This window comes from Amycolatopsis sp. NPDC051371, from assembly GCF_040682155.1.
Classification (GTDB): Bacteria; Actinomycetota; Actinomycetes; order Mycobacteriales; family Pseudonocardiaceae; genus Amycolatopsis.
Window position 1 is genome coordinate 407,780 of sequence record NZ_JBFBAG010000001.1, and the last position, 25,937, is coordinate 433,716.

Sequence of the window (25,937 nt, forward strand, 5' to 3'; positions counted from 1 at the left end):
GAGGGAACTTCCGCGATGTCAGACGGAATCCAGACCAACATCGACGCGATCTCCGGATACGCGCGCCAGCTGCCCTACTACGAGCAGGAAGCGGACAAGTTCGGCGCCAAGATCGACACCGCCGACGTGACCGACACGGCCTGGGGCGTCGTCGGGATCTGGGCCAAGCAGGGCTACACCGACCGGCTCGGCGAGCTGCGTTCGCTGCTGGGCGAGCTGAAGGACGGCGTCGACGGGTTGACCACCAAGATGACCAAGGCCGCCGAGATGTACCGCGGCACCGAAGAAGCGGGCGTGATCGCCTTCGGCCGGTACGAGGCGGAGATCGACGCGATCGGGGAGCAGGGCAAGTGACCGAGCCGAAGAAGAGCATCGCGGACGCACTGGACGTCCAGGCGTACGACGAGAGCACGAGCGCGAACCTCGACCGCGCGGCGGAGGCCACGCCGGTGGTCGGCACCCTGTACAAGTCCGGCAAGTCGATCGCCGAGCACGCCCGGCAGGCGGCCTCGGCGGACGGCGTGGGGGAGCTGGCTTCGGCGGGCAAGGCGCTGGTCGGCGACGGCGCGGGGTTCGTAGCCGGCGCGGCGACCGACATGGTCACCTTCGCGATGGACCCGATCGGCTGGCTGGTTAGCCACGGGCTGAACATGCTGCTCGAGCTGGTGCAGCCGCTGCAGGACGCGCTGCACGCGGTGACCGGCGACGGGCCGGCCATCGGGCATGCGTCGGAGAACTTCACCACGATCGCGCACGGCTTCGTCGCGCTCGCCGAGGACTTCGAGCAGACCGGTGACACGGCATTGGCCGAGTGGGTCGACGAAGCCGGCAAGGCGGCCAAGGAAGCGCTCGGCGACTTCTCCTCCGGCATCCGCGGCGTCGGCTCGGCGGCCGGGTCGGTCGCCGAGGTGCTGCAGATGTGGTCGATGGTCATGCAGGTCATCGAAGAGGTGATCAAGGCGATCATCACCGAGCTGGTGTCCTGGCTGATCACCATCTGGCTGCCGGCGCTGGCCGCGTCGGTGATCAGCTTCGGCAGCTCGGTCGCCGCCGCGATGACCGCGTCCATCGCCAAGGCCGCGAGCGTGCTGCAGAAGGTGACCCGCTACCTCGGCAAGTTCGGCAAGCTGCTCGACACGTTCATCGAGTTCCTCGCGAAGTACTCGACGAAGGTCGTGGAGATGACCCGGAAGTTCCGGCTCGGCCGGTACGCCGGGGAGTCGCGCTTCGGCCTCGACACGCTGGAGAACACCGCGCGCGTGCCGTTCACGCCCGGCAACCGCGCGCTGACCACGATGTTCGGCACGTCCGTCGGCGCGAGCCCGCTGGTCGCGGGCGCGAGCGTGAAGGCCGGCATCGCCGCGGGCAAGACGGCGTTCACCGAAGGCAAGGAAGCCGTCACCCCGGAGGAGGACGAACCGTGGTTCGACAAGAGCGCGATCGGCGGGGACCAGAGCCCGGAGGAGACCCGGCGGAACTTGGACATCTAGCGCGGAAGGCCGTCGAGTTCGACGACCGGATGGAGGCCGCTGCCGACGCCGCGCAGGTACGCCCGGGATTCCGGGAGCGCGTCGAGGCGCTGATGCGCGAGCACTGGCGGGAGCCGGTGATCGTGCTGCGCCTGGGGGACACGGACCTGAGGTTCGCCGTCCCCGGCCGTCGCGAGGACGGCACGGTCGAGGGTTCGCAGCCGGTGCTGCGGGCGTTCGGGAACGTCGCGCGCGGAATCGGCGCGGCAGTGGGGTTCGTCGCGTACTTGGCGAGCGCGGCCGGCAGCGGTGGCGGTGGCGGCAAGACCGAGCGCGCGGCCGACGTGACCGGCCCGGCGGACGCCCGGGTCCTCGAGCCGCTCGACCTGCTCCGGCGGGCGAAGGGCCCGTGGCTGGTGTGCTCGCCGTCCTCGGTCGCGCTGGTGGAGACGGGCTCGACGTACGTGGATCCGGCCGACGCGCCCGAACCGCGGGTCCTCTGGGAGGCCCGGGGACCGGGCGCCCCGGAGGTCAGCTTCCGCAAGCGCACCCTGACCTGGCCGGACGGCTCGCGGTTCAAGTTCCCGCTGCAGAGCCGCACGGAAGAGCGGCACCTGCGGCAGTTCCACGAGTACCCGGACGTCGTCCACTGGCCGCGCTGACCTGAACCTTCCGTGTGTCGTGACCTTCTTGGCCCTCCCGCCGACTGAACGGGGCCAAGGAGGGCCGATGAGCCTCCGACCGCCCGATACCGGCTCGGCGAGCCCGACGCGTTGCCCGAGCGAACCGATCTTCGCGTAGACCTCTCGGTGCGCGATGCCTTGGCCTACTGGGCCCACTGGGGCGGCCCGTAACGCGAACCTCGGCGTCGGCGACCCATGGACGGAAGATCCGTCGTCGGAAGCCGGTCATGTCGTTCTATCTGCGCACGAGCATCAAGGTGGGTCCCGTTCGCGTGAAAATGTCACGCTCGGGACTCGGAGCTTCGGTAGGCATCCCTGGGTTCCGGGTCGGCGCCGGTCCACGAGGTACCTACGTCTCACTCGGTGGGGGCCTCGTGTCCTACCGCGCTACCGTTCGCCCGAGCCGCGGGTCGGCTCGGAAGACCACACCCGGTTCCCGCCGTGCGGACCCGATCGCCGACCTCCCGTTGCCCGGCGACGTCGACTTTTCCGACGTTTCCGGTGCCACCACGATCGAGATGGCGGAGGTCGGCTCGAGCGAGATCGTCACCCAGCTCAACGATGCGGCGCGGTCACCCTTGTTCTGGCCGTGGTGCTTGGTGCTCACCATCGGGTTGATGGTGCTCTCGCCCTGGGTCGTCGTCGCCGGGGCACCCCTCACCGTGTGGGTCTTCTGGAAAGACAGGGTCAGACGCACGGTAGTGGCTTTCTACGACGTGCAAGGCGCGGAGGCGGCGCGGTTTCAACAGCTGGTCGATTCCTTCGCGCAGGCGCAGGCGGCTCAGCAAGCCTGGCACGTGGTCGCGTCCGGCGCGGTGGTGACCACTCACCAGCACAAGGTCAATGCCGGAGCTTCCTCTCTCGTCAAGCGGTTGGCGTTGGCCAGGGGCACCGGAGGTCCCCGGCATCTGTCGTCGAACATCGCCCTGCCCTCGCTCACCACGTCCCGGCGGTCGGTCTACCTCCTGCCGGACCGCGTGCTGGTCCGTGACGGGAAGCATTACGCGGATATCGCCTATGAGAACCTCCGGTCGGAAGCAACTCCTCAGCGGTTCATCGAGGACGGCAGTGTGCCCTCCGATTCCGTCGTTCTGGGCCACACCTGGCAGTACGTCAACGTCAGAGGCGGCCCCGATCGCCGGTTCAAGAACAACCGGCAACTCCCCGTTCTTCAGTACGGACGTCTCACGCTGACCGGTGGCGGCGGATACAGCGCGATCTTCGATTTCTCCACTTCGCGGGCGAGTTCTGCGCTGGCCGACTCCCTGCGGACGATGGCCACCGTTCCGGTCGCGCCCGCGCCGCCCGTTCTCGCGTACGAGCACCGTCAGGTCGTCGATCCGCCGTTGCCCTCGATCGACCTCGACAGGCTCGTCGATGACGGCACCAAGCCTGCCGACGCGGCCGTTGCCGTCTTGTCCCGACGCCGGCTGTCGGCCCAGGGCCGGGTCACCGTCGTGGGCGAATCCCATTACCAGCCGGCCCTGCGTCGGGCAGTGCGCGGCGCAGTGCCGGGCACCGATCCCGCGCGACACGTGCCCGTCGTCGCGGCTCTCGTGCCGGAGCCCGGCAATCCTGCCGACCGGTATGCCGTGCGGGTGGACGTGGTGACCGCCGGTGGCTCGGAACCGGTCGGTTACCTTTCCCGTTCCACCGCTCGCGCGTACCAACGCCCGCTGATCGCTCTTCGGAACCAGGGCTGCGTCGGAACCTGCCCGGCAAGAGTCACCGGAGGTGGGGCAGATCGTTCGTACGGGATCTATCTCCACCTTGCCGGTCCCGAAGCGCTGCTGCTGGAGAACCTGGTCGGCGAAGCCGACCTTTTCGAGCCCGCGCGACAGATCACCGTGACGCGAGAAGAGGATCATCAGGCGACACTCGCGCCGTACCACCGAGGCGATGCGTCGCAGACCCTGGTGGTGGCCGAACTCGCCTCATCGACTGTTTCGCGCGGTAAGCACCGAGGAGCTTTCGCGGTCGAAGTCAGGCTGGGCGGAGCGAGGGTCGGCGAGTTGACCGCGGCAATGAGTACTCGCTACCAGCACTTGGTCGTCGGCACCGAGAAGAGGGGCGTCAAACCGAGGTGCGAGGCGGCCTTGACCCACGGCGAGCGTGGCTACCAGATCGATCTCTACCTTCCGGGCACGCAGTGAGCCGGCTCTGCGCAAGCCGGCTGGTTCCGCTTGGCTGATCAGCCGGACCGGTGACAGTCGTCCGGAGGAGACGCCTGAAGCAAGGCCTCAGCGGCCGGGAAGTCCGGCAGCGTCAGCGCCGAGTGTTCAGGCCGCGGCGTGGACGCCGGTACCTTCGTCAGCTTCCGGAGCGCGGCGTTCCGCTGTTCGAGCGCCTCCGCCGTGGTCGGGAACAGCGTGGCCTTGCCTTCGCTCACCAGGGCCTGGTTCCGCTCGACGAAGTCCCGCGACCGGCTCTCGTAGGCCGCGAAGGCCGCCGCGTGGTCGGGGATCGTGGCCAGCGCCTGGCCGAGCATGTACGCGCCGACGAGGGCGAGGCTCGTGCCCTGGCCGGTCAGGAAGGACGGGGCGTAACCCGCGTCGCCGACGAGGGCGACGCGGCCGTCCGTCCACTGTGGCAGGTGGATCTGGCTGACGACGTCGAAGAAGAGGTCGTCGGCTTCGCGCATCGCCGCGACCATGCGCGGGATCTCCCAGCCCTCGCCCGCGAAAGTCTCGGCGACGAGATCCCGTTGTGCCTCGGGGTTCCGGAACGCCTCGATCGGCGGGTTCGGGCGGGCGAAGACCAGGAAGCCGTGGATCTCCTTGCTCTCGAGGACCGAGTAGAGCGCCGCGCCCTTGCCCGGGGTGCTCCACGTGAGCCCTTCGCGGTAGAGGCCGAAGTCGTTGGGCATGGTGAACCCGGCGAAGCTGTAGCCGAGGTAGTGGTGGAACTGCTCTTCGTCGCCGAAGATCAGCCGGCGGGTGTTCGAGTGCAGGCCGTCGGCGCCGAACACCAGGTCGAAAGTCTCCTGCCGGCCGCTGTGGAAGGTGACGTCGACGCCGTCGGCGTGCTGCGTCAGGGTTTCGACGCTGTCGCCGAACCGGAAGTCGGCGTCGTCGCGCACGAGGTCGTACAGCGTCTGCGTCAGGTCGCCCCGGCGGATCTCGACGTCTTCGCCGTCGACGCCGCCGATGATCGCATTGGGTTCCAGCGAAGCCACTTCGCTGCCGTCGGTGTCGAGGAAGACCAGCCGGCGGGTCGAGATGTGCAGGTCCCGCAGGCGCGGCAGGATCCCCATCCGCCGGGCGGCGTCCAGGGCCGTGCCGCGGACGTCGATCGGGTAGCCGCCGTCCCGGATCGTGGCGGACTTCTCCACGACGGTGACGGCGAACCCGGCCTTCCGCAGCCAGAAAGCCAGTGCGGGACCGGCGATGCTCGCGCCCGAGATCAGGGCGGAGCGTGGTGTGGTGTTCATGATGACCCCCGATAGCTAAGTTAGGTATCTATATCGCGGATGCGACAATGCCGGGGAGAACCTGCGGCATGACGCAACTGTATACCTAAGTTAGCTATCTAAGGGGTGTGATGGCCGCCACTGACGCCGGCGACGAGCTGCGTGCCGTGCTGCCGCGGCTCGTGCAGCTGGGCAACCTGATGAACCGCAGCGGCCTGGGGGAGCGGGCGATGAAGCAGGCCGGAGCCGACCTCGACCGGCCCGGTCTGTCGATCATCCTCGCCCTGCACATGACCGGGAAGTCGATGCGCGTCGGCGAGATCGCGGACCGGATGCAGGTCGCCGGGCCGCACGTCACGCGGCACCTGCACATCCTCGAACGGCGGCGGCTCGTGCACGGCCTGGCCGACCCCGACGACCGGCGCGCCCGCCTGGTCGAGCTGACCCCGGCCGGCGCCGAGCTGGCCGACCGGTACGTCACCACGCTCCTCGGCTGGTTCGGCGACGCGCTGTCCGGCTGGTCCTCGACGGACCGGCAGACCTTCTACGCCCTGCTGCTGCGGTTCACCGACGACCTCGCGGCCTTCCTCTCGGCGACCACCGAAGAAGGCTGATCCCGCACCGCGTCGCGCCGGATGGCGACCGCCAGCGCGGGCACCAGGGCGAGTGCGACGGCGGCCGCCGCGGCGAACACGTAGTACGGCACGACCAGGCTGCCGGTGGAGCTTTCGATGAGCCCGTAGACGTACGGGCCGATGAAGCCGCCGGTGATGCCGAGCATGTTGATGAACGCGAGCCCGGCCGCCGCCATCAGGCCGGACAGCCGCGACATCGCGACCGACCAGAACAGCGGCAGCGTGCCGAAGGCGAAGAAGTTCGACACGAACAGCAGGCTGATGCTCCACACCGGGTTCCGCGAGACGAGGAAGCCGACGAGCACCACCAGCACGGCGCTCGCGCACACCCCGATGAGCGCGACCTCGTGCCCGTGCCGGCGCTTGAACCACGGGAAGAACAGGACGCCGGCCAGCGCCGAGATGCCGCCGCTGCCCGCCACGAGGCCGATCAGGAACGGGCTCGACAGGCCCAGTGACTGGATGTAGGCCGGGAAGTTGAACCCGATCCCGCCGCCGATCGACTGGTTGATCAGGTAGATCGCGCCGAGCAGCAGCACCGTCGGGCGGCCGAAGGCGCGCCTGAGGTTCCCCCGCACCCGTGTCGGCGAAGGGGTGTCCTGCGCGGACGCGCGTTCGGTCAGGATGGCGGCTTCTTCGGCGGTGAGCCACTTCGCGTCCTGCGGACGACCCGGAAGCGCGAACCAGACGACGATTCCGATGAGGACGGTCACGAGCCCTTCGACCAGGAACATCCATTGCCAGCCGCGCAAACCGCCGACGCCGTGCAGTTCCATCAGCGCGCCGCCCAGGGGCGAGCCGATGATGACGGCGACGCAGGGCGCGGTGTAGATCAGGCCGACGATCGTGACGCGGTGCTTCTGCGAGAACCACTGGGTGACCATGTACATCATGGCCGGGAAGAGTCCCGCTTCGGCGGCGCCGAGCAGCAGCCGCAGGACGTAGAAGGACACGTCGTCCGCGACGAACATCATCGCCGCGGAGACCAGGCCCCAGGTGATCGCGATGCGCGTGATCCACACGCGGGCGCCGACGCGGTAGAGCACGAGGTTGCTCGGCACTTCGAGCAGGGCGTAGCTGACGAAGAACAGGCCCGCGCCGAGCCCGTAGGCCGCGGCGCTGATCCCGACGTCCGCCGCGAGCGCGGTCTTCGCGAGCGCGACGTTGGTCCGGTCGACGTAGGACATGAAGTAGGCGATGCCGAGCACGGGCAGCAGCCGCGTGATCGCCTTCCGGGTGGCGAGTTCGTGGCGGAGGTCTTTCGCATTCGTCATCGGATTCCCTCGTCTGACCTGCGATACTACGGAGTATCACGGTAAGTAGGGCGCGTGGCGGTGTCAACCGCCGGACGTCGGCCGTGCGACGATGACCGGGCTGGAGGAGGCAAGGTGAGCGCGACCCCCGGGTTCGAGCCCGACGCGCGGCGCAGGATCCTGGACGCCGCGGCCGAGGCGTTCATGGTGCACGGCTTCGCCAACGCCACGATCGACGACATCGCGCGCGAGGTCGGAGCCACCAAAGGGCTGGTGTACTACCACTTCCGGTCGAAGTTCGACATCTTCCTCGCGGTGTACGAGGAGGCGATGGGCCGTGTCCGCGGGCGCGTCGAGCTGCACGCCCACGGCGCCGGCACCGGCCGCGACCGGCTGGTGGCGATGGCGGTGGCGCACCTGGTCAACCTGATGACGGACCTGGCGTACCACCACGTCGTGCACCAGGCCGTCCGCGGCCAGGTGGCGGTCGCGCTCAAGACCCGCCAGCGCGACGCGCTCGAGCAGTTGAACGAGCTGCGAAGCGACTACGAGCGGCTGTTCCGCGGCGTCCTGGCGGACGGCATCGCGGACGGCTCCCTCCGCGAGGTCGACGCGTCCCTCGCGACCCGCACCCTGCTGAGCAACCTCAACGCGGTGGACACGTGGTACCACCGCGTCGACGGCCAGCCGGCGGCGGAGATCGAAGGTCTGGCGCGGCGGATCGTCGACCTGATGATCGGTGGCTTGGCTTCTCCGCTGTGAGCGGAACGGTGTAACGCATTCCGTGCAGTTTCCGGACGCCCGTTTTGTGATATCCTTGCCGTGTTCGAACCATCGGTTCCGGTGAAATCCCGCCCCGTCCATTCTCCTGCCCGGCGAGATCCCTCTACCTGACGCTTCGCTTGCCCAGTGTGCCATCAGAAGCCGCTGTTCCACGCGAGTGTGCGCGTGGACCGATGTGAAGGGGAATGCCCATGAACGACACCGTTCTGGCCCAGACGGCCAACATCAACCCCGGCCTCGCCGCGATCGGCTACGGACTGGGGGCGATCGGCCCGGGAATCGGCGTCGGCCTGATTTTCGCGGCCGTCATCAATGGTACCGCCCGTCAGCCGGAAGCGCGAGGGAAATTGCAGACCATCGGTTATTCGACGTTCGTGCTGACCGAAGTTCTCGCGTTGATCGGCATCGTCGTGTACTTCATCGCGTCCACCAAGTGAACCCGGCGCCTGCGTGCGGTGTCCCCGTGCGCAGGCGCCGCCGCCCGCGTTAGATAGGTTACAGTACTTGACTGTAACGAAACGCGGGGTTAGCGTCGAGCGCAGGCCGGGTGGCGATGACGCCCTTCGGCGGTGGAGCCACAGGAAGGTGGTTCGCTCGATGGTGGAGACCTACGTACTCGTCCCGGGGGCCTGGCACGGCGCCTGGTCCTGGCGGCCCGTCGCGCGGATCCTGCGTGCCCGCGGGCACCGGGTCTTCGCGCTCACCCTGCCCGGCCTCGGCGACGACGACCCCCGGCGGTGCGAACTCTCCGACACCATCGACTTCGTCGCCGGCTTCCTCGACGCGAACGATCTGACCGATGTCACCCTGGTGGGCCACAGCTGGGGTGGCTACCCCGTCTTCGGGGCGGCCCACCGGGTCCCGCACCGGCTGCGCCGGCTCGTCTTCTACAGCGCCTTCGTCCCCGAGGACGGTGTCGCGCTCGTGGACGACGTGCCGCCCGGGCACGCCGCCCTGTTCCGGCAGCTCGCCCGCGAGTCGGCCGATCACTCGGTCGTTCTCCCTTACGAGGTCTGGCAGAACGCCTTCGCCCAGGACACGCCCGAACCCGCGCGGAAGCTCCTGTACGACCTGCTCGTCCCGCAGCCGATGAGCTACTTCGAGCAGCCCATGGCCGCGCCGCCGCTCGGGGTGCCCGTCAGCTACCTGGCCGGCGAAGCCGATCTGGCCATGCCGCCGGGGGAATACGCTTGGTGCCCGCGGTTCCCCGACCGGCTCGGGGTCGAGCCGGTCAGCGTGCCCGGGGACCACGAGGCGTTCCTGACCCGGCCCGACGTGTTCGTCGCGAAACTCGAAGAAGAAAGGCGGAAGTCATGAGCGAAGTCATCGCCGGTGTCGAGGTGCCCGACACAGCGGCGGTCGCCGAAGCGACGCGGCACCTCCAGGAGACGACCAGTCCGCTCGTCTACCACCACTCCCGCAGGGTCTACTTCTTCGGCCGGATCCACGCCGAGCGACTCGGCGCGCAGCCGGATCCCGAGCTGCTCTACCTGGCCGCCATGTTCCACGACACCGGCCTCGCGACGCCGTTTTCCGATGTGGAGCAGCGGTTCGAGGTCGACGGCGCCGACCACGGGCGCAAGTTCCTGCTCGAACGCGGGTTCTCCGCCGCGGCCGCGGAAACCGTGTGGACGGCGATCGCGCTGCACACGACGCCCGGCATCCCCGGCCGCATGGGCCCCGAGATCGCCGGCACGCACTTCGGCGTGCTGACCGACATCGTCGGGTTCGGGCTCGGCGAGCTGGACACCGGCCGGGTCGAGGAGATCCTCGCCGTGCACCCGCGGGGCGACTTCAAGAACGAGTTCCTGACCGCCTACTTCGAGGGGCAGAAGGACCGCCCGGACACCACGAACGGCACGGTGAACGCCGACGTCCTCGAGCACTTCATCCCGGGCTTCCGGCGCACGACGACCGTCGAGCGCGTCCTCGGGTCCGCCTGGCCGAGCTGAAACCGGAGCAGCCATGAAAGCCATCACCGTAAGCGACCGCGAAGCGGGCGTCGGCGGCTTCACCCTGACCGACCTGCCGCACCCGCACGCCGCCGAGAACGACGTCATCGTGCGGGTGCACGCCGCCGGCTTCACGCCCGGCGAACTCACCTGGCCCGCGACCTGGACCGACCGCGCCGGTCGCGACCGCACGCCCAGCGTGCCCGGGCACGAGCTGTCCGGCGTCGTGACCGAGCTGGGCTACGGCACCACCGGTCTCACCGTCGGCCAGCGGGTCTTCGGCCTCGCCGACTGGACGCGCAACGGCACCCTGGCCGAATACACCGCCGTCGAAGCGCGCAACCTCGCGCCGCTCGCCGCCGACATCGACCACACCGTGGCCGCCACGCTGCCGATCTCCGGACTGACCGCGTGGCAAGGACTGTTCGACCACGCCGGGCTCACCACCGGCCAGACCGTGCTGATCCACGGCGCCGCCGGCGGCGTGGGGTCGATCGCCGTCCAGCTCGCCCGCGAGGCGGGCGCCCGGGTGATCGGGACCGGCCGGGCGGACGACCGCGACCTCGTGCTCGGCCTCGGTGCCCACGCCTTCCAGGACCCGGGCGCCGATCCGGGGGAGCGGGCCGACGTGGTCTTCGACGTCATCGGCGGCGACGTCCTCGCGAAGTCGGCCGCGCTGGTGCGCCCGGGCGGCACCCTGGTGACCATCGTCGAGCCGCCCACGGTGCTCCCGGAAGGCGGCCGCGCCGTCTTCTTCGTGGTCGAACCCGATCGTGTTCGACTCGCAGAGCTGGCTCGGCGGGTGCGCGATGGACGCCTGAAGCCTCTGGTCGGCGAGGTGCGTCCGCTGGCCGAGGCGGCTGACGCGTTCGGCCACCGCCGGCGCGTCCCCGGAAAGACGATCATCCGGGTGGCGGCGGAGTGACGAGCCGGCCGCGCCGCGAGCGAGGTGCCCGCGGCGCGGCCGGGGCGATCAGTGGACTTCCGCCGCGCAGGACAAATCGTGCGCCGGGCGCGAGCCGGTCACGAGGAATTCCGTCACCGCGGTGTTCCCGCACTGGTTCGGCGTGAACAGGTAGGCGCCGTGCCCGCCCTGGTCGATCGTCACCATCCGGGCACGCTCACCGAACGCCGCGCGCAGCTTGCGGGCGTTCACCAGCGGCGTCCCCGGGTCGCGCTCGTTCTGCACCATCAGCACGTTCGCCGGCCCCCGGTCGGTGATCCGCACCTTCGGCTCCACCGGCGCCGACGGCCAGAACGCGCACGCCGCGATGTTCGCCGACGCCGCGCCGAGCAGCGGGTACCGGATCCGGTCGACCGCCACGTCCAGCTGGTAGCTCGCCACCGACCGCGGCCAGGCGGTGTCGCCGCAGAGCACGGTGAACCGGGCGGCGAAGAGGTTCTCGACCGAGCTCTCCGCGGGCAGTTCCGGCGCCTTCGGGGCCCGGCCCTGGTCCAGGGCCTGCCAGTCTTCGGCCAGGGACGTCAGGTCCGTGACGTACAACCCCTCGAACGTCAAACCGCGGAAATGCGACCCGGTGAGGCCTTCGACCGGGTTCCGGTCCAGCCGCGCGGCCAGCTCGTGGAACTTGGCGGTCACCCGCGCCGGCGTGCTGCCGAGCCCGTACTCCGGGTGGGCCGCGGCGAACTTCGCGAAGTCCGGGAAGCGGTCCTCCATCCCGCGGCCGAAGCCGCGCATCGCGTCGATGTCGTAGCCGCCCGGCCCCAGGTTGCTGTCCAGCACGAACCGGCCGCTGCGCTCCGGGAACATCGTCGTGTACACCGCGCCCAGGTACGTGCCGTACGAGGCGCCGAGATAGGACACCGTGGACTCACCGAGCGCCTGGCGGATGCGGTCCATGTCCCGCGCGGTGTTCGCCGTCGTGACGTACGGCAGCATCGACCCGGTTTCGGCGTTCGCGCACTGCTCGGCTTCCGTCTTCGCGAGCGCGGCCTGCTTCACGACGTCGGCCGGGCCCTTCGCGTACGGCAGGTTGCCGACGGCCATCTGCGCGGGCGTCAGGTCGCAGGTCACCGGCGTGCTGTGCCCGACCCCGCGCGGGTCGAAGCCGATGATGTCGTACTCGTCGAGCACGCTTTGCGGCAGCTTCACGAGCTTCAGCAACTGCGGGTAGTTCAAGCCTTCGCCGCCGGGACCGCCCGGGTTCGTCAGCAGCACGCCCCGCCGCTTCTCCGGGTTCTTGCTCGGCAGGCGCGACACCGCGACGTCGATCTTCCGGCCGTCCGGGTCCCGGTAGTCCAGCGGGACCTTCAGCGTCGTGCACTCCAGGTCCGGCGTCGGGAAGGCCCCGGCCGGGCACGGGCCCCACGTCGGCTCGTTCGGTGTGGCGGCCGCGGACGGCACCACGGCGGTCGCGCCGAGCACGGCGACGGCGACGACCAGCAAGGTTTTTCGCATCGGTTTTCCCTCTCTCGTGCGCGCCGCGGTCAGCGGCGCGGTTCCCAGCGGAAGAGCCGCGTGGCCAGCGCGACGGCGATGACGACCCAGGCCAGGGTGGGTCCGAAGAGGACCAGCGAGTCGCCGATCGGGCGGCCGCCGTTCCAGGCGTCGAGCACCAGCTCGGTCGCGGAGCCGCCCGGGAGCAGGCGCTTGAGCAGCGTGAGGTCCCCGGTGCCGGTGACGCCGACCCAGCCGCCCACGGCGATGACGCCGAGGCTCACCGGCAGGGTCGTCACCTGCGCGTGCTCGGGCGAGTTCGTCAGCCCGGCCGTCGCCAGGCCCAGCGCGAGCATCATGGCCACGGTCGCGACGACGGCCGCGACCAGCAGCAGCGGGTTCGCCGGCGACCCGGCGACCGCGGCGAGCACGCCGAGGATGACGCCGATCTGGACCACCGACAGCACGGTGATCGGCAGCAGCAGCCCGCCGAGGATGCCCGCGTCGCCCGCCGCGGTCGAGCGCAGGCGCTTGAGGAACAGGTTCTGGCGACGGGAGGCCAGCGTGGTCACCGTCGTCGTGTAGAGCCCGATGCCCGCCACGAAGAACAGCGCCAGCGAGGCGATGTAGCCGAGGCTGCCGACCTCGGTGAACAGGTCGTGCTTGGCGATGAAGAACGCACTGAGCGCGGCCGGCAACACCATGGCGGTGACCAGGACGAGGCGGTTGCGGAAGATCTGGATCAGCTCGCCACGAGCGATCGTGAGCATGGGACAGGTCCCCTTTCTCAGGAATGGCCGATCGCGCGGAAGACGTCGTCGAGCCGCGTCGGCCCGGCCTGGAGGTCGAACAGCTCCACGGCGTGGTCCTGCGCCCAGCCGAGCAGCGTGTGGAGGTCCTTCTGCAGGCCGAAGGTCTCGACGAGGAACTTGCCGTCCGCTCCGCGCGTGGCGTGCAGCGGCGGCGCCGGAGCGTGCGGCGGGAGTCCGAAGTGGATGGTGGCGGGCAGGGTCCGCGTCAGCTCCGCGACGGTGCCCTCCCGGTGGAACGCGCCCTGGTGCATCAGGCCGATGCGGTCGGCGCGCTGCTGGGCCTCTTCGAGGTAATGCGTCGTGAGGACGACGGTCGAGCCGTCCTCGCGCAGCCGGTCCACGGCGTCCCAGAGCGCGTCGCGCGACTGGATGTCCAGGCCGGTGGTGGGCTCGTCCAGGAAGACCAGCTCGGGTGTCCCGAACACGGCGGTGGCGAAGTCCAGCCGCCGCTTCTCGCCGCCGGAGAGCCGGCCGACCTTCGTCGCGGCCTTGCGGGTGAGGTCGACCACGCCGAGGACGCGGCCGACGTCGTCGGTGCGTCCGGTGAGCCGCCCGACGAGCCGGACGGTCTCCCGCACGGTCAGGTCCGGGGCGAACCCGCTCTCCTGCAGCATGATCCCCATCCGCGACCGGACGGCGGCGCGGTCGCGGGGGTCCTTCCCGAACACCCGCACGGCGCCCGAGTCCGGCGCGCGGTGGCCTTCGACCGTCTCCAGGGTCGAGGTCTTCCCGGCGCCGTTCGTGCCGAGCAGGGCGTAGAGCTCGCCGCGTTCAACTTGGAACGAAAGGTCTTTCACGGCGGGGAATCCGTCGTAGGTGAGGTTCAGGCGATCGACGTCGATGACCGGTGTCGTGGACATGCCCCGATTCCAGCGGTTCGCGCCGCCGGCCGGCAGTGTGGTGACGTCACCCCGACATATGACGCAGTGTCACTGGTGGCGCGCGCCGAGCCCGTTACGCTCGGATCATGGAAGTGCCGATGATCGCGCGCAGGAGTTCCTGGACCGGCGGGGCGATCCAGGACCGGCTGCGCCGGCTCAACCTGATCACGACGGTCCCGCCGCTCGCGTTCGTCGGTGTGCTGCTGCTCGTGTTCACGGCCCGGACCTGGTGGCACGTCGTCATCCAGGTCGTGGGGCTGATCGCGGCCCTGGCGACGGCCGAACGCTGGACCGCGGGCGACTTCCTGCGCGTCGCGCGGCCCAGCCTGGTCGTGACCGCGGTGGTCTGGCTGGCCGGGGCGCTGACCGACGACCCCTCCTCGTTCTACGGCCTGTCCCTCGTGGGGTCGTTCCTCATCCCGCCGCTCCCGCGCCGCCGGATCCCGGCGCTGGCCGGGCTCGCCGTGCTGGTCGCCGTCCTGGGCGCGACGAACGTGCTCGTGCACGACGACCGCGTCGGGGCCCGGCTGATCCAGTTCGCCGCCATTCCCGCGGCGGCGGTGCTGATCTCGACCGGGTTCATGTTCGCCAGCCAGCGGTTCTTCGACCTGATCGCGGAGCTCGAGCAGTCGCGCGAGCGGGAGGCGGAACTGGCCGTGATCCGGGAGCGCGTGCGCTTCGCGGGCGACCTGCACGACATCCAGGGGCACACGCTGCACGTGGTGAAGCTGAAGGTCGCGCTCGCGGAGAAGCTGCTGGACAGCGACGTCGACCGGGCGCGGGCGGAGCTGGAGGAGGTGCGCAGCCTGGTCGGCGACACCATCGTGCAGACCAAGGAGCTCGCCTACGCGCAGCGGCGGCTCAACCTGTCCGCCGAACTGGAGAACGCGAAGAACCTGTTCGAAGCCGCGGGCATCCACGTGCGCGTCGATCGGGAGTCCGAAGTGGACGCTCGCGTGGGTGAGCTGCTCGGCCAAGTCCTGCGCGAGACGACGACCAACATCCTGCGCCACGCCCAGGCACGCCAGGTGCGGATCACGCTTTCGCGGTGCGGGATCGCGATCGTCAACGACGGTGCGGCCGACGACGGCCCGCCCGAGCTCAGCGGGCTCTCGGCGTTGCGGCACCGCTTGGTGGAGAACGGCGGCGAGCTGGAGGTGTCGGCGACGGACGGCCGGTTCCTGACGGCAGCGTCGTTCCCCGCGATGAAGACCCGGGAGGACGGCCGATGACCACCGTGGTGCTCGCCGACGACGAGGCTTTGCTCCGCAAGGCGCTGGCGGCGCTGCTGCCATTGGAGGGCGAGATCACCGTGCTCGCCGAGGCCGAAGACGGCGAACAGGCGGTGGCGGCCACGCTGCGCCACCGCCCTGACGTGCTCGTCATCGACCTCGAAATGCCCACAGTGGACGGTCTGGGCGCGGTCGCGGAGATCCGGCGCGCGCGGCCGGAGCAAGTGATCCTGATGCTGACCCGCCACGCCCGCCCCGGCGTGCTCCGGAAGGCGCTGAAGCTGGGTGTGCAGGGGTTCGTCAGCAAGTCGGCGGAACCGGCGCACATCACGTCGGTGATCCGGACGCTGCACGCGGGCAAGCGCTGGATCGACCCGGACGTCTCGGCCTTGGCGGTCGTCGACGACTGCCCGCTGACCGACCGCGAACTCGACGTCCTGCGCGCGACGCGGGAGGGGTTTTCGGTGGCCGACATCGCGGGGCAGTTGCACCTGGCGGAGGGGACGGTGCGGAACTACCTGTCCAACGCGATGCAGAAGACCCAGACCCGCACCCGCCACGAAGCGGCCCGCTACGCCCGCGAGCACGACTGGCTCTAGCGCTCGGGTGCGTGGACGTTCGGCGGCCGGCGCGGCGCGGCGACCCCTTCGGCCACCCAACCGAAGGTCTTGAATGAGTCATTCAGGACCTTCTGTGCCCTGAATGACTCATTCAGGGCACCGGGTTCTCGCACGACGAGCGCCTGCCATGAGCTGTCAGCCGACCGGGAACTTGACCGCCGTCAGCTCCTCCGAAACCGCCCACAAGCGCTGCTGCACCGCCACGTTGTAGGACTGCGGGGTGGACGTCACCACCTGCGGACGCCCGCGGTAGCCGCCCGGGCCGGCGGGGCCGTAGTACTGGCCGCCGAGGGCCGCGGGGTCCGTCGCCGCGCGGAGGGTCGGGAGGGCGCCGCGCTCGGAGCTCTGGGTGAACAGCGGGGCGACCAGCGGGAAGAGCGCGCGGGCGATCGCGGGGGAGTTGCGCATCAGCTCCGTGCGGGCCACGCCCGGGTGGGCGGCGATCGACGTCGTCGTGCCGTGCGGGGCGAGGCGGCGCTGCAGTTCGTAGGCGAACATCAGGTTCGCGAGTTTGGCCTGCCCGTAGGCCGCGACGCGGTCGTAGGACTTCTCCCACTGCAGGTCGTCGAAGTGGATCGAGGCGCGGATGCGGTGGGCGATGCTCGCGACCGTCACCACCCGGGAGCCCTCGACCGGCAGCAGCAGGTCGAGCAGCAGGCCGGTGAACGCGAAGTGCCCGAGGTGGTTCGTGCCGAACTGCAGCTCGAACCCCTCCCGGGTGGTCTGCTTCGGCGGGTACATGACGCCGGCGTTGTTGACCAGCAGGTCGATCTTCGGCAGCGTCCCGTGCAGGTCGGCCGCGGCGGCCCGCACCGAGTCGAGGGACGACAGGTCCAGCGCCTGCACGGTGACGTCGGCGTTCGCGCCGAGCCGGGCGGCGGCCTGCTTGCCCTTTTCGACGTCGCGGACGGCCAGCACCACCGTCGCGCCGCGCTCGGCCAGCACCTTCGCGGTGTCGAACCCGAGCCCGGTGTTGGCTCCGGTGATGACGGCGACGCGGCCCTTCTGACTCGGCACGTCGCGTTCGGTCCAGTTCTCGCCCATGGCGTTCCCTTCGTGGCGGCCCTTTCGGACCGGTGGTCTGTTATGTGAACGACGCTAAGGAACCATCGGTCTGTTGTCAAGAGACTGCCGGTCTTCAATTTCGGGCGGCGGGCGTTACGCTGGGTGGCATGACGTTCCAGCGGGCCCGCAGCGCGGAGCAGCGGGAGGAGCGGCGCCGCACGATCCTCGACACGGCGCTGGCGATGCTCGACGAGATGCCGGTGGCCGACGTGAGCCTCAACGAGCTCAGCCGGCGGGTCGGGCTCGCGAAGTCCAATGTGTTGCGCTACTTCGAATCCCGGGAAGCGGTGCTGCTCGAACTGCTCGACCGGGCGTTGCGGGGCTGGCTGGTCGAGGTGGCCGACGAACTGGCCGGCGGCGTCGACCTCGAGCGGCCCGCGGGGGAGCGCGGCGAGCGGTTCGCGGCGGTCATCGCCCACTCCCTGGCGCGACGCACCGTGCTGTGCGACCTCATCGGCGCGCAGGCGGGTGTCCTGGAACACAACGTGTCCACCGACGTCGTCGTGCGGTTCAAGCGGTCCGCGCTCGCCGGGCTGGACTCGATGGCCGAACTGATGCGTCGGTACGTACCCGAGGTCGGGGACGAAGCGGCGACGGTGTGCTTGTTCGCCATGATCCTGACCGGCGGCCTGTGGACGCACTGCCGCCCGTCGCCCAGTGCCCTCGCCGCGTACGAGGTCGACCCGGCCTTGGCGGCGCTGCACCTGGACCTGGCCCCCGCGCTGGAAAACGGCCTGGCGCTGCTGATCGCGGGAGCGCTGAGGCGGAACGACGACCGCCGGACCGGGTGAAGCCCATAAGCTCATTTGCTAGCATGTGGGCATGCCTCCCGACGCGAAGCGGCAGTTCAGCGTCTACCTGCCGGTCGAGCTCATCCGGCGGGTGAAGCACGCCTCCGTCGATGCCGACGAGTCCCTCTCGTCCTTCGTCGAGCGCGTTCTCGAGGACCACCTGCGACAGAGCGAGGAACGCCCGTGATGCGAGTGCTGCCGATCCGCTACAGCTCGGACGTCGAGGCCATGACGCGCTTCTACCAGACACTCGGCCTGCGGGTCGGCGAAGTGTCGCGGCCCGGCGGCTGGGTCGGGATGCCGGCCGACAGCGGCATGCTGGCCCTCCACCGGGGCGGGAAAGGCCGCTGCGAGCTGGCCTTCGAGACCGACGAACGCCTGGAAGACGTCGCGGAGCGGCTGCGGGCGGCCGGGTACGAGCCGGGGCCCGTGATCGACGAAGGGTTCGGACGCTCGCTGCGCGTCCAGGACCCCGACGGCGTCCCGGTGCAGATCAACGCGTACGACCGAGAGCTCTACACATGACCGTCCTGCCGCGGGGAACGCTGATCCTCGCGGTGGGGATCGTCGCGCTCGAGTTCGCCGCGGCGGTCACCAGCTTCGTCGCTTCCACCCTGTTGCCGGTCGTCGCCCGTGACCTGGACGCGGGCGACCGGCTCGGGCTCCTGATCGCCGGCTCGACCCTCGGGCTGTTCGTCGCGCTTCCGCTGGCGAGCCGGGTGCTGGGCCGGCTCGGCACTCGGGGCACTCTCGCCGCCGGGATGCTCGCCTACGTCGGCGGGCTCGTCGTGGCGGCCACCGCGCAGAGCGCCTGGGTGTTCGCCCTGGGCCAGCTTTCCACCGGGCTCGCCAGTGGCCTGCTCGCGGTGTTCGGCGTCAGCTCCGCCATCCGGCACCTCGACGAGCGGCTGCGCCTGCGGGTGGTCGCGGCGTCGTCGGCGATGTGGATCCTGCCCGCCCTGGTCGGCCCGGCCGCGACGCTGGGCCTGGAGCACCTCGTGGGCTGGCGCTGGACCCTGCTGGTGCCGGTGCCGTTCGTCCTCTTCGGACGGTTGCTGGTCGTGCGCGCTGTCCGCGACGACCCGCCCGCCGACGCCGCGAATCGCCCGCTGGGACGGACGTTGCTGGTGCCCCTGGGTGCGGCGGGCGTCGTGCTGAGCACCGGCTGGCCGCTCGCAGTGGCCGGCGCGGTGGTCGCCGCGGCCGGGATGGTCGCGATCCTGCCGGCGGGCACGGCGCGCCTGCGACGGGGGAGGCCCGCCGCGCTCGCGGCGATGGTCCTGTTCGCGGTCGGCCACTTCGGCGCCGACAGCCTGATCACCGTCCTGCTGACGACGGGGTTCCGGGTGAGCCTCGGCCAAGCGGCGATCGTCTTGAGCGCCGCGCCCTTGGCCTGGGCGGTCACGAGCCTGTTCGCGCGACGCTTTCCCACCACCGGCCTGACCCTGACCGCGCTGGGCACGGGAGTTTTGGCGATCGCATTGGCCACCGGCCGGCCGTTCGCGGTGGTGCTCGCCGCGTGGACGGTCGCCGGGATCGGCGTCGGCCTCGCCTATCCCGGCCTGTACGTCCGGGCAACCACCGCGGGGCCGAGCGGGTTCACCGCGACCGAGCTGGCGACCGCGGTGATCACGGCCGAGTGCGTCGGCCAGCTCCTGGGCCGCGCGATCGGCGGCGCCCTGAGCTCGGCCGGCGGGTTGTTCGCCTCCTACGTCGTGTTCGCGGTCGCGCTGGCCGCGGCCGCCGTGGTGAGCCGAAGGTGACCCGGCCGCACAAGTGATTCGGCGATACGCTCGGCGCCGACCTGGACGCGGAGGTGCTGTGGCGAAGCTGGTTTATTCGGCGATCGCATCGCTGGACGGGTACGTCGCGGACGAGGAGGGCGGCTTCGACTGGGCCGCTCCCGACGACGAGGTGTTCGCGGCGGTCAACGACCTCGAACGCCCGATCGGCACCTACCTCTACGGCCGCCGGATGTACGAGACGATGGTCTTCTGGGAGACCGCCGGCGACGACCAGCCCGCGGTCGCCCGCGACTTCACGCGGATCTGGCAAGCGGCCGACAAGATCGTGTACTCACGGACGCTCGGGACACCGTCGAGCGCGCGCACGCGGATCGAGCGGGACTTCGACCCCGCGGCGATCGCGCGGCTGAAGGAAGCCGGTGACCTCTCGATCGGCGGTGCGGAGATCGCCGGGACGGCGCTCGCCGCGGGCCTGGTCGACGAATGCCACCTCTTCCTCGTCCCGGTCGTCGTCGGAGGCGGGACGCGCGCATTGCCGGACGGCGTCCGCCTCCAGCTCGAACTGCTGGGGGAGCGGCGCTTCCGCAGCGGGGTCGTGCACCTCCACTACGGCGTCCGGAACGCTCGCCGGTAGGCGCCGGGAGTCGTGCCGACCTGGGCGCGGAACCGGCGCCGCAGGTTGACCGCCGACGTCAGGCCGACCCGGGCCGCGATCGCCTCCACCGGCAGGTCCGTCTCCTCCAGCAGCGTGCGGGCCGCCGTCACCCGGCGGGCCAGCAGCCACGCGCCGGGGCTCGTGCCGAGCTGGTCGGCGAAGCGCCGGGCCAGCGTGCGGGGCGAGACGCCGGCACGGGCGGCCAGGCCGGCCACCGACAACGCCGTTCCGAGCCGGTCGCCCGCCCAGCCGAGGAGGCCGTCCAGGGCGTCCGGCGCCGGGGGAGGCGGCGCGAACTGGGCCTGGCCGCCGTCGCGGTGGGGCGGCATCACCATGTGCCGTGCGACGAGGGCGGCGTGCGCGGGACCGTGGTCCTTCCGGACGAGGTGCAGGCACAGGTCGATCCCCGCGCCCGCCCCGGCGCTCGTCGCGACGTCGCCGTGGTCGACGTACAGCACGTCCGGCTCCACGCGCACCCGCGGGAACTCGCGCCCCAGCTGCTCGGCGCGGCCCCAGTGGGTCGTCGCGGACCGGCCGTCCAGCAGGCCCGTGCGGGCGAGCGCGAACACCCCCGAGCAGATGGTGACGAGCCGCGCGCCCCGGGCGTGGGCCCGCAGCAGCGCGCGGCGGACGCGCGGGGGCAGCGGCGCCTCCACCGGCGCCCAGCCCGGGATGATCACGGTGTCGGCGGAGTCCAGCGCCGCCAGGCCGCGCGCGACGGACATCGTGTACCCGGCCGTCGTCGGCACCGGGCCGGGCGTCTCCGCACACACCTCGAACTCGTAGTGCCGCGGCACCCCGGCCCGCGGCGTGCCGAAGACCTCGGCGGCGCAGCCGAGCTCGAACGTCGACTGCACCGGCCGCACCAGGGCCACCACGCGATGCATGGCAGGAAAGTACCCCAAGGTGTCTTCCCGGACACTGGTCCGGCCCGTCCCGCGCGGGCACCGTGGCGGTCATGCACCCCGAAATCCTCGAACAGAACGGCTACACCTGGGCCACCGTCCGGGAAGCGCCCGTCCGCGAACTGTTCCCCGGCATCCGGTTCCGTCCACTATGGACCGGACCGGGCGGCGCGCACGCCGGAGTCCTGGAGATGGACGCCGGTACGTCGTGGCCGCGCAAGGACGTCCACGAACCCGGCCCGGAGGAGGTCTACGTCGTCTCGGGAACATTCCACGACGGGGCGCGCGACCATCCGGCGGGCACGTTCCTGCACGCACCCGCCGGCACGTGGCACGTGCCCGCGAGCGCCACCGGCTGCACCCTGTTCCTCTTCTACCCGGAGGGCTGAGCGCCCCACCGCCAGTCCGGTTGCCTGGGGTGGCCGGGCAGTTCCCCGCGCCCGGTCGCCCAGAGCAGGGTCGGCCACGGATCGGTGTCCGTGGGCGCGCCGGGGAAGAAGCGGGCGAGCAGCCGGCCGCACACGCCGGCCTCCGGCGTCCAGGGGAGGCCGAGCCCGCAGGCGACGTCGTGCATGTGGACCAGGGTTTCGCCGACGGCCATCGCGGCGAAGCCCTCGGTGTCCAGGACGCCGTCGTCGTGGTGCGCGCGAACGTCCGCCGGGGTGCTCCGCACGATGGCCACCAGGAGGGCGCCGCACGCGTCGACGCACCGCAGCAAACCGGCCGGCCCCGCGGCCCGGTCGGCGAAGAGCACCAGGCCGGGGCCCCCTTCCCGGTGCTGGGCCCAGGCGAACGGCACCGACCGGTCGGTGGCGGCGACCCGCGGACCGAGCTGGGCCGCGTAGAAGAAGAAGTTGTCGGCGATGTGCTCGACCGTCTCCCAGCAGGTCCAGTCCATCGGACCGGCTTGGGCGTCCCAGTCGGCGTCCCGCGCATCGGCGAGGGTCGCGGTGGTCGTCCGCACGGTGGTTTCGACGTCGGCCGCGGTGATCGACATCGGCCGAGCCTATCGGGTAGCGACCCTGGTGCCGAACGGTTTACTGCGGTACAACCGGAGGCGTGGCCGAGCGCGTACGGCGCCCCGACCAGCATGCCGCGGTGGAGCGGGACGTGCTGGTCCGGTACCTCGACGCGTGGACGGCGAAGGCACTGCGGTCCCAGCGCGGCGGCACGTACGTCGAGTGCGGCGGCTTCGCGGCCGACGCGCTCCGGGTGTTCGGCGAGTTCTCCGACCGGCTCGACGATCACCACCTGGAGCTGGTGATCATCGGCTCGGCCGTGCCCGAAGGAGTGCCGGCGGGCCTCTCGGTCCGGGTCGCCGGAGATCCCCGCGACCTCGAGGTCACCGGCCCGGTGCTGACCCATTTGGACGGTCCGGACGCGTGGCCGCTGGTCGCGCCGATGGCCCGCGGCAAGGGGCACGAGGTGCTCGTCACCGCGCCGGCGGGGGACCACCCGGAGCAGGGGTGCTCGGTCGAGCTGGTCGCCGAGGACGGCGAAACACGCCTGCTGGTTTTCCTGACAGCGGACGAGAAACACCTCGCGACGTTCAAGAGCGAACTGTGGGCGGTGGACGAGTTCGCGGGCATCCGCTACCGCGACCCGCGGGACGCCGAGGGGATCCTGGTCGACATCTCGCTGACGCCGCAGCTGCTGCCGCTGCGGCGGGCCTTGGTGGCGGAACTGGGGCGCCGAGGCCGCCGCACGGTCGCCGAGCTGCAGCGGTTCACGCTGCTGGAGACGATCTACCGCCCGGAGGACGCGGTCGGGGCGCTGACGTCCGCGGTCACCGCCGGGGAGGTCACGCGGGAGCAGGAGAAGGGGCGGCTGACGCCGCGGACCGTGGTCGGCCTTCCGTAGCGGTGGTCGTCATCGAGGCGCGTCCGTCTCGAGAGCGGCTTCGCGCAGTGCCGCGGCGACCCGGGCCGCCGGCTCGGGCAGCGGTCCGGGGAGGTGGGCGAGCAAGACCCGGCGCTGTTCCCCGGGACCGCCGCGAACCTCCAGCACGCGCACGCCGGGCGGCGCCACCGCACCCATCGCGCCGGGCACGGTCGTGATGCCGCAGCCGGCGGCGACCAGCTGCAGCTTCGCCAGCCAGTCGCGGGCGGTGTGGGCGATCTCGGGCCGTTCGTCCAGGCCGGGCCACACCCCCAGCACGCGGTCGTCGCCCGAGCCCGCGATCCAGCGCTGCCCGCGCAGGTCGGCGACGTCGACGTAGTCCCGGCGCGCGAGCGGGTGGCTCGCCGGCACGGCCACGCGCAGGCTGCGCTCGGCGAGGGTCCGCACGGCCAGCGCCGGGGTTTCGCTGTCGGGCGGGCGGAACGGCGGCGCCGAGGCCACCAGCGCGAGGTCCAGCGTGCCGGCGCGCAGGGCGCGGACCAGCGCGGGCGTGCCGCCTTCCCGGCTGAGCACGGTGATCGCCGGGTGGGTGCGCCGCAGGGTGGCCAGGGCGCGGGGCAGCAGGTCGGCCCCGGCGGTGGGGAACCAGCCCAGCCGGACCGTGCCCTGCTCGCCGGGCAGCCCGGCCAGTTCGCGCGCGGTGGCGTCGAGCTGGTCGAGGACCCCGGCGGCGCGGCGCACCACGATCCGTCCGGCCGAGGTGAGCCGCACCCCGTCGTGGCGCCGTTCCAGCAACGGCGCACCCGCGGCGCGCTCCAGCGACGCGATCTGCCGGGAGACCGCGGACTGGGTGTAGCCGAGCGCGGTGGCCGCGGCTGTGAGCGTGCCCCGCTCGGCCACCTCGCGGAACACCCGCAGCGCGGTCAGGGAGGCGTCGGCGAAGGTCATGACATCTACGCATACCAGGTCTGCGGTTCTTTCGCTTTTCGCATGGCCAGACCCGGTCTTAGCGTGGAGGCATGACCCCGAAAGCCGCTCTCGTCACCGGTGCCACCCAAGGCCTGGGCCTCGCCCTGGTCGAAGGACTCGCGGCCCGGCTGTCCACCGAGGACACCGTCTACCTGACCGGCCGTGACGCCGGGCGGGTCGCCCAAGCCGTCGAAGCGATGCCCGCCGGCGGCGCCGAGGTCCGCGGCGAGGTCCTCGACGTCGCCGACCCCGGCGCGGCCGCCCGCCTCGCCGCGAAGCTGGCCGAGCGGCACGGCGGTGTCGACGTCGTCCTCGGCAACGCCGTCATGCGCGTCGGCCCCGAAGACGACCCGCGCGCGATCGTCGGGGACTACGCCGAGGTCAACAACTTCGGCACCACCCGGCTGCTGCGCGCGTTCGCGTCGCTGCTGCGCGACGGCGGCCGGTTCCTCGTCGTGGCCAGCTCGTTCGGCACGCTGAACCACCTCGCGCCCGCGCTGCACGACCGGTTCGACGGACTGTCCTCATTGGACGAGGTGGACAAGCAGGTCGCCGCCTGGCGCGACGCCGTCGAGGACGGCAGCGCCCGCGGCGGGGACTGGCCGGGCTTCGTCAACATCCCGTCCAAGATCGGCCAGGTCGCGGCCGTGCGCACGCTCGCCGCCCAGCGCCGTGCCGACGACCTGGCGCGCGGCATCCTGCTCGCCGCCGTCTGCCCCGGGATGATGAACACGCCGACGTCCGCACTCTGGTGGGACGTGAGTGCCGCGCCGAGTCCCGCTCGAGCGGCGGAAGCGGTGCTGGACCTCGTGTTCCGGCCCGTCGAGCCGGCCCAGTACGGCGAACTGATCCGTGCCGGCGTCGTCCTGCCCTGGACTCGGGATCAGCCGCCGAGCGTGGCGTCCAGCGAGCGGGACAGGACGGCGTCCAGAGTGGCCAGCGTCTCGCCGTCGAGCACGATTTCGCCCGCGGAGACGTTGCCCGCCAGGTGATCCGCGTTCGCGGTGCCGGGGATGAGGTGGACGTTCGGGGCCCGGTGCAGCAGCCAGGCCAGCCCGATCTGCGCCGGCGTGCGGCCCAGTTCCCGCGCGGTGGTCTGCACCGCAGGCTCGTCGGTCACCTTCGGCAGGCCGGGGAAGGCGCCGCCGAGCGGGAAGAACGGCACCCAGGCGATGTCCTCCGCGACGCAGAGCTCGAGCATGTCTTCGTCGTCGCGCCCGACGAGGCTGTAGGCGTTCTGCACGCACGCGATGCCGGCCGGGAGCGCCCGGCGCAGGACGTCGAGGGTGACGCTGCTGAGGCCGATCGCGCCGATCTTGCCTTCGTCGCGCAGGGCGGTCATCACGGCGAGCTGGTCGTCGAGGTCGACGAGCTGGTCGCCCTCGGCCACGACGCCGGGCCGCCGGTCCGCGCGGCGCAGGTTGACCAGCGGGATCCGGTCGAGACCGAGCGCCCGCAGGTTGTCCTCGACGCTCGCTCGCAGCTCCTCGGGCCGTTGCGCCAGGCGGAGCGGGATCGGGCCGCCGGGGTCGGGGTCGGCGCCGACCTTGCTGGCGACCAGGACGTCGTCCCCGGGCCGGACGGCCTCGCGGATGATCTCGTTGACGAAGCCGTTGCCGTAGAACTGGGCGGTGTCGACGTGGTCGACGCCGAGGTCGAAGGCCCGGCGCAGCAGCGCGACGGCCGCGCCGCGGTCGTCGTGGAGGCGTTCGAGCTGCATCGCCCCGTACCCGGCGCGGGCGACGGTCCGCCCGGCGAGCGCGCCGGCGCCACCCGGTCGCGGGGCACTTTCGGTGGAAGGCATGCGTAGTCCCGTCTTCGTGCGATGATGGTGAAGCGGA

Annotated in this window: 30 protein-coding genes and 1 pseudogene; 21 read left to right on the forward strand and 10 right to left on the reverse strand. The window is 71.3% G+C overall.

The features are described from left to right. Nucleotides 1-15 precede the first annotated feature (15 nt). The 5 genes and pseudogenes from AB0M59_RS01630 (at nucleotide 16) to AB0M59_RS01650 (ending at nucleotide 4,305) form a co-directional block, all read left to right on the forward strand. A complete protein-coding gene (locus tag AB0M59_RS01630) occupies nucleotides 16-354 on the forward strand; it encodes a hypothetical protein (protein WP_364606792.1) in 339 nt (112 codons plus the stop codon). Continuing rightward, nucleotides 351-1,490 carry a hypothetical protein gene (locus AB0M59_RS01635; protein WP_364606795.1) on the forward strand — a complete coding sequence of 380 codons (1,140 nt, stop codon included), beginning with the start codon at nucleotides 351-353 and terminating at the stop codon, nucleotides 1,488-1,490. The genes AB0M59_RS01630 and AB0M59_RS01635 overlap by 4 nt, the downstream gene beginning before the upstream one ends. Nucleotides 1,491-1,519: 29 nt before the next feature. Then, the gene (locus tag AB0M59_RS01640; protein WP_364606798.1) at nucleotides 1,520-2,131 is read left to right on the forward strand and encodes a hypothetical protein; all 612 of its coding nucleotides are present in this window, start codon (nucleotides 1,520-1,522) and stop codon (nucleotides 2,129-2,131) included. Nucleotides 2,132-2,379: 248 nt separating this feature from the next. Then, nucleotides 2,380-2,505 (forward strand): annotated as a pseudogene (locus AB0M59_RS01645) (DUF4236 domain-containing protein); the annotation flags it as partial. Between the two features lie 114 nt (nucleotides 2,506-2,619). Beyond that, on the forward strand, nucleotides 2,620-4,305 hold the full coding sequence (locus AB0M59_RS01650) for a hypothetical protein (protein WP_364607107.1): 1,686 nt from the start codon (nucleotides 2,620-2,622) through the stop codon (nucleotides 4,303-4,305). A gap of 38 nt (nucleotides 4,306-4,343) precedes the next feature. Here AB0M59_RS01650 and AB0M59_RS01655 read toward each other — a convergent pair whose 3' ends face one another. Next, nucleotides 4,344-5,582 (reverse strand): FAD-dependent monooxygenase, encoded by a 1,239-nt coding sequence (locus AB0M59_RS01655; RefSeq protein WP_364606801.1) that lies wholly within the window; start codon nucleotides 5,580-5,582, stop codon nucleotides 4,344-4,346. A 110-nt stretch (nucleotides 5,583-5,692) separates the two neighbouring features. Here AB0M59_RS01655 and AB0M59_RS01660 point away from each other — a divergent pair, with 110 nt between their 5' ends. Further along, a complete protein-coding gene (locus tag AB0M59_RS01660) occupies nucleotides 5,693-6,175 on the forward strand; it encodes a MarR family transcriptional regulator (RefSeq protein ID WP_364606804.1) in 483 nt (160 codons plus the stop codon). Here the strand turns inward: AB0M59_RS01660 and AB0M59_RS01665 are convergent. Beyond that, complete coding sequence (locus tag AB0M59_RS01665) at nucleotides 6,106-7,470, reverse strand: MFS transporter (protein ID WP_364606807.1); 1,365 nt, start codon at nucleotides 7,468-7,470, stop codon at nucleotides 6,106-6,108. The two genes, AB0M59_RS01660 and AB0M59_RS01665, sit on opposite strands and share 70 nt — an antisense overlap. Nucleotides 7,471-7,584: 114 nt before the next feature. On the opposite strand from AB0M59_RS01665, the gene AB0M59_RS01670 reads away from it, so the two are divergent. The 5 genes from AB0M59_RS01670 to AB0M59_RS01690 all read left to right on the forward strand — a co-directional run bounded on the left by AB0M59_RS01670 (nucleotide 7,585) and on the right by AB0M59_RS01690 (nucleotide 11,109). Further along, nucleotides 7,585-8,211: a TetR/AcrR family transcriptional regulator gene (locus tag AB0M59_RS01670; RefSeq protein ID WP_364606810.1), complete on the forward strand. Its 627-nt coding sequence runs from the start codon at nucleotides 7,585-7,587 to the stop codon at nucleotides 8,209-8,211. A 212-nt stretch (nucleotides 8,212-8,423) separates the two neighbouring features. Continuing rightward, a complete protein-coding gene (locus tag AB0M59_RS01675; RefSeq protein WP_364606812.1) occupies nucleotides 8,424-8,669 on the forward strand; it encodes an ATP F0F1 synthase subunit C in 246 nt (81 codons plus the stop codon). 160 nt (nucleotides 8,670-8,829) lie between these two features. After that, entirely contained in the window at nucleotides 8,830-9,549 is a 720-nt protein-coding gene (locus AB0M59_RS01680) for an alpha/beta hydrolase (protein ID WP_364606814.1), read from the forward strand. After that, the gene (locus AB0M59_RS01685; protein ID WP_364606816.1) at nucleotides 9,546-10,184 is read left to right on the forward strand and encodes an HD domain-containing protein; all 639 of its coding nucleotides are present in this window, start codon (nucleotides 9,546-9,548) and stop codon (nucleotides 10,182-10,184) included. The genes AB0M59_RS01680 and AB0M59_RS01685 overlap by 4 nt, the downstream gene beginning before the upstream one ends. A 13-nt stretch (nucleotides 10,185-10,197) precedes the next feature. Next, the gene (locus AB0M59_RS01690) at nucleotides 10,198-11,109 is read left to right on the forward strand and encodes an NADP-dependent oxidoreductase (protein WP_364606818.1); all 912 of its coding nucleotides are present in this window, start codon (nucleotides 10,198-10,200) and stop codon (nucleotides 11,107-11,109) included. Nucleotides 11,110-11,157: 48 nt separating this feature from the next. Here AB0M59_RS01690 and AB0M59_RS01695 read toward each other — a convergent pair whose 3' ends face one another. The 3 genes from AB0M59_RS01695 to AB0M59_RS01705 are packed head-to-tail and all read right to left on the reverse strand — an operon-like array spanning nucleotide 11,158 to nucleotide 14,254. Continuing rightward, on the reverse strand, nucleotides 11,158-12,603 hold the full coding sequence (locus AB0M59_RS01695; RefSeq protein ID WP_364606819.1) for an alpha/beta hydrolase: 1,446 nt from the start codon (nucleotides 12,601-12,603) through the stop codon (nucleotides 11,158-11,160). Nucleotides 12,604-12,632: 29 nt separating this feature from the next. Beyond that, complete coding sequence (locus tag AB0M59_RS01700) at nucleotides 12,633-13,352, reverse strand: ABC transporter permease (protein ID WP_364606821.1); 720 nt, start codon at nucleotides 13,350-13,352, stop codon at nucleotides 12,633-12,635. Nucleotides 13,353-13,369: 17 nt separating this feature from the next. Further along, nucleotides 13,370-14,254 (reverse strand): ABC transporter ATP-binding protein, encoded by an 885-nt coding sequence (locus AB0M59_RS01705; RefSeq protein WP_364606823.1) that lies wholly within the window; start codon nucleotides 14,252-14,254, stop codon nucleotides 13,370-13,372. Between the two features lie 107 nt (nucleotides 14,255-14,361). On the opposite strand from AB0M59_RS01705, the gene AB0M59_RS01710 reads away from it, so the two are divergent. Further along, nucleotides 14,362-15,507: a histidine kinase gene (locus tag AB0M59_RS01710; RefSeq protein WP_364606825.1), complete on the forward strand. Its 1,146-nt coding sequence runs from the start codon at nucleotides 14,362-14,364 to the stop codon at nucleotides 15,505-15,507. Continuing rightward, entirely contained in the window at nucleotides 15,504-16,106 is a 603-nt protein-coding gene (locus tag AB0M59_RS01715; RefSeq protein ID WP_364606827.1) for a response regulator transcription factor, read from the forward strand. The genes AB0M59_RS01710 and AB0M59_RS01715 overlap by 4 nt, the downstream gene beginning before the upstream one ends. Before the next feature lie 156 nt (nucleotides 16,107-16,262). Here AB0M59_RS01715 and AB0M59_RS01720 read toward each other — a convergent pair whose 3' ends face one another. Continuing rightward, nucleotides 16,263-17,171 (reverse strand): SDR family NAD(P)-dependent oxidoreductase, encoded by a 909-nt coding sequence (locus AB0M59_RS01720; protein ID WP_364606829.1) that lies wholly within the window; start codon nucleotides 17,169-17,171, stop codon nucleotides 16,263-16,265. A 128-nt stretch (nucleotides 17,172-17,299) separates the two neighbouring features. On the opposite strand from AB0M59_RS01720, the gene AB0M59_RS01725 reads away from it, so the two are divergent. Genes AB0M59_RS01725 through AB0M59_RS01745 form a run of 5 tightly spaced genes read left to right on the forward strand, consistent with a single transcriptional unit; the run spans nucleotide 17,300 to nucleotide 20,362 of the window. Beyond that, entirely contained in the window at nucleotides 17,300-17,983 is a 684-nt protein-coding gene (locus AB0M59_RS01725; RefSeq protein ID WP_364606831.1) for a TetR family transcriptional regulator, read from the forward strand. 31 nt (nucleotides 17,984-18,014) lie between these two features. Beyond that, nucleotides 18,015-18,170: a CopG family transcriptional regulator gene (locus tag AB0M59_RS01730; protein WP_364606833.1), complete on the forward strand. Its 156-nt coding sequence runs from the start codon at nucleotides 18,015-18,017 to the stop codon at nucleotides 18,168-18,170. Beyond that, the gene (locus AB0M59_RS01735) at nucleotides 18,170-18,508 is read left to right on the forward strand and encodes a VOC family protein (RefSeq protein ID WP_364606835.1); all 339 of its coding nucleotides are present in this window, start codon (nucleotides 18,170-18,172) and stop codon (nucleotides 18,506-18,508) included. Before AB0M59_RS01730 ends, AB0M59_RS01735 begins: the two co-directional genes overlap by 1 nt. Then, nucleotides 18,505-19,746, forward strand: coding sequence for an MFS transporter (locus AB0M59_RS01740; RefSeq protein WP_364606837.1), 1,242 nt, complete (start codon nucleotides 18,505-18,507; stop codon nucleotides 19,744-19,746). Before AB0M59_RS01735 ends, AB0M59_RS01740 begins: the two co-directional genes overlap by 4 nt. 58 nt (nucleotides 19,747-19,804) lie before the next feature. Continuing rightward, nucleotides 19,805-20,362 carry a dihydrofolate reductase family protein gene (locus tag AB0M59_RS01745; RefSeq protein WP_364606839.1) on the forward strand — a complete coding sequence of 186 codons (558 nt, stop codon included), beginning with the start codon at nucleotides 19,805-19,807 and terminating at the stop codon, nucleotides 20,360-20,362. On the opposite strand, the gene AB0M59_RS01750 is transcribed toward AB0M59_RS01745, so the two are convergent. Beyond that, on the reverse strand, nucleotides 20,335-21,270 hold the full coding sequence (locus tag AB0M59_RS01750; protein ID WP_364606841.1) for a helix-turn-helix domain-containing protein: 936 nt from the start codon (nucleotides 21,268-21,270) through the stop codon (nucleotides 20,335-20,337). The two genes, AB0M59_RS01745 and AB0M59_RS01750, sit on opposite strands and share 28 nt — an antisense overlap. Nucleotides 21,271-21,341: 71 nt before the next feature. Between AB0M59_RS01750 and AB0M59_RS01755 the strand changes: the two genes are divergently transcribed. Continuing rightward, on the forward strand, nucleotides 21,342-21,677 hold the full coding sequence (locus tag AB0M59_RS01755) for a cupin domain-containing protein (protein ID WP_364606843.1): 336 nt from the start codon (nucleotides 21,342-21,344) through the stop codon (nucleotides 21,675-21,677). On the opposite strand, the gene AB0M59_RS01760 is transcribed toward AB0M59_RS01755, so the two are convergent. After that, the gene (locus tag AB0M59_RS01760; protein WP_364606845.1) at nucleotides 21,662-22,285 is read right to left on the reverse strand and encodes a maleylpyruvate isomerase N-terminal domain-containing protein; all 624 of its coding nucleotides are present in this window, start codon (nucleotides 22,283-22,285) and stop codon (nucleotides 21,662-21,664) included. The genes AB0M59_RS01755 and AB0M59_RS01760 overlap by 16 nt on opposite strands. Nucleotides 22,286-22,347: 62 nt before the next feature. Between AB0M59_RS01760 and AB0M59_RS01765 the strand changes: the two genes are divergently transcribed. Next, the gene (locus tag AB0M59_RS01765) at nucleotides 22,348-23,148 is read left to right on the forward strand and encodes a hypothetical protein (RefSeq protein WP_364606847.1); all 801 of its coding nucleotides are present in this window, start codon (nucleotides 22,348-22,350) and stop codon (nucleotides 23,146-23,148) included. Nucleotides 23,149-23,157: 9 nt separating this feature from the next. Here AB0M59_RS01765 and AB0M59_RS01770 read toward each other — a convergent pair whose 3' ends face one another. Next, on the reverse strand, nucleotides 23,158-24,075 hold the full coding sequence (locus tag AB0M59_RS01770) for a LysR family transcriptional regulator (RefSeq protein ID WP_364606849.1): 918 nt from the start codon (nucleotides 24,073-24,075) through the stop codon (nucleotides 23,158-23,160). Between the two features lie 71 nt (nucleotides 24,076-24,146). Here AB0M59_RS01770 and AB0M59_RS01775 point away from each other — a divergent pair, with 71 nt between their 5' ends. After that, nucleotides 24,147-25,088, forward strand: a complete 942-nt coding sequence (locus AB0M59_RS01775) for an SDR family NAD(P)-dependent oxidoreductase (RefSeq protein WP_364606851.1) — start codon at nucleotides 24,147-24,149, stop codon at nucleotides 25,086-25,088. On the opposite strand, the gene AB0M59_RS01780 is transcribed toward AB0M59_RS01775, so the two are convergent. Further along, a complete protein-coding gene (locus AB0M59_RS01780) occupies nucleotides 24,980-25,900 on the reverse strand; it encodes an aldo/keto reductase (protein ID WP_364606853.1) in 921 nt (306 codons plus the stop codon). The genes AB0M59_RS01775 and AB0M59_RS01780 overlap by 109 nt on opposite strands. Nucleotides 25,901-25,937 lie beyond the last annotated feature (37 nt).

Bases quoted from the DNA above. Each gene is read 5' to 3' on its own strand.
- AB0M59_RS01630 (WP_364606792.1), top strand. From the start codon at position 16: ATGTCAGACGGAATCCAGACCAACATCGACGCGATCTCCGGATACGCG.
- AB0M59_RS01640 (WP_364606798.1), top strand. From the start codon at position 1,520: ATGGAGGCCGCTGCCGACGCCGCGCAGGTACGCCCGGGATTCCGGGAG.
- AB0M59_RS01655 (WP_364606801.1), bottom strand. From the start codon at position 5,582: ATGAACACCACACCACGCTCCGCCCTGATCTCGGGCGCGAGCATCGCC.
- AB0M59_RS01660 (WP_364606804.1), top strand. From the start codon at position 5,693: ATGGCCGCCACTGACGCCGGCGACGAGCTGCGTGCCGTGCTGCCGCGG.
- AB0M59_RS01665 (WP_364606807.1), bottom strand. From the start codon at position 7,470: ATGACGAATGCGAAAGACCTCCGCCACGAACTCGCCACCCGGAAGGCG.
- AB0M59_RS01675 (WP_364606812.1), top strand. From the start codon at position 8,424: ATGAACGACACCGTTCTGGCCCAGACGGCCAACATCAACCCCGGCCTC.
- AB0M59_RS01680 (WP_364606814.1), top strand. From the start codon at position 8,830: ATGGTGGAGACCTACGTACTCGTCCCGGGGGCCTGGCACGGCGCCTGG.
- AB0M59_RS01685 (WP_364606816.1), top strand. From the start codon at position 9,546: ATGAGCGAAGTCATCGCCGGTGTCGAGGTGCCCGACACAGCGGCGGTC.
- AB0M59_RS01690 (WP_364606818.1), top strand. From the start codon at position 10,198: ATGAAAGCCATCACCGTAAGCGACCGCGAAGCGGGCGTCGGCGGCTTC.
- AB0M59_RS01695 (WP_364606819.1), bottom strand. From the start codon at position 12,603: ATGCGAAAAACCTTGCTGGTCGTCGCCGTCGCCGTGCTCGGCGCGACC.
- AB0M59_RS01700 (WP_364606821.1), bottom strand. From the start codon at position 13,352: ATGCTCACGATCGCTCGTGGCGAGCTGATCCAGATCTTCCGCAACCGC.
- AB0M59_RS01705 (WP_364606823.1), bottom strand. From the start codon at position 14,254: ATGTCCACGACACCGGTCATCGACGTCGATCGCCTGAACCTCACCTAC.
- AB0M59_RS01710 (WP_364606825.1), top strand. From the start codon at position 14,362: ATGGAAGTGCCGATGATCGCGCGCAGGAGTTCCTGGACCGGCGGGGCG.
- AB0M59_RS01715 (WP_364606827.1), top strand. From the start codon at position 15,504: ATGACCACCGTGGTGCTCGCCGACGACGAGGCTTTGCTCCGCAAGGCG.
- AB0M59_RS01720 (WP_364606829.1), bottom strand. From the start codon at position 17,171: ATGGGCGAGAACTGGACCGAACGCGACGTGCCGAGTCAGAAGGGCCGC.
- AB0M59_RS01725 (WP_364606831.1), top strand. From the start codon at position 17,300: ATGACGTTCCAGCGGGCCCGCAGCGCGGAGCAGCGGGAGGAGCGGCGC.
- AB0M59_RS01730 (WP_364606833.1), top strand. From the start codon at position 18,015: ATGCCTCCCGACGCGAAGCGGCAGTTCAGCGTCTACCTGCCGGTCGAG.
- AB0M59_RS01735 (WP_364606835.1), top strand. From the start codon at position 18,170: ATGCGAGTGCTGCCGATCCGCTACAGCTCGGACGTCGAGGCCATGACG.
- AB0M59_RS01740 (WP_364606837.1), top strand. From the start codon at position 18,505: ATGACCGTCCTGCCGCGGGGAACGCTGATCCTCGCGGTGGGGATCGTC.
- AB0M59_RS01750 (WP_364606841.1), bottom strand. From the start codon at position 21,270: ATGCATCGCGTGGTGGCCCTGGTGCGGCCGGTGCAGTCGACGTTCGAG.
- AB0M59_RS01755 (WP_364606843.1), top strand. From the start codon at position 21,342: ATGCACCCCGAAATCCTCGAACAGAACGGCTACACCTGGGCCACCGTC.
- AB0M59_RS01760 (WP_364606845.1), bottom strand. From the start codon at position 22,285: ATGTCGATCACCGCGGCCGACGTCGAAACCACCGTGCGGACGACCACC.
- AB0M59_RS01770 (WP_364606849.1), bottom strand. From the start codon at position 24,075: ATGACCTTCGCCGACGCCTCCCTGACCGCGCTGCGGGTGTTCCGCGAG.
- AB0M59_RS01775 (WP_364606851.1), top strand. From the start codon at position 24,147: ATGACCCCGAAAGCCGCTCTCGTCACCGGTGCCACCCAAGGCCTGGGC.
- AB0M59_RS01780 (WP_364606853.1), bottom strand. From the start codon at position 25,900: ATGCCTTCCACCGAAAGTGCCCCGCGACCGGGTGGCGCCGGCGCGCTC.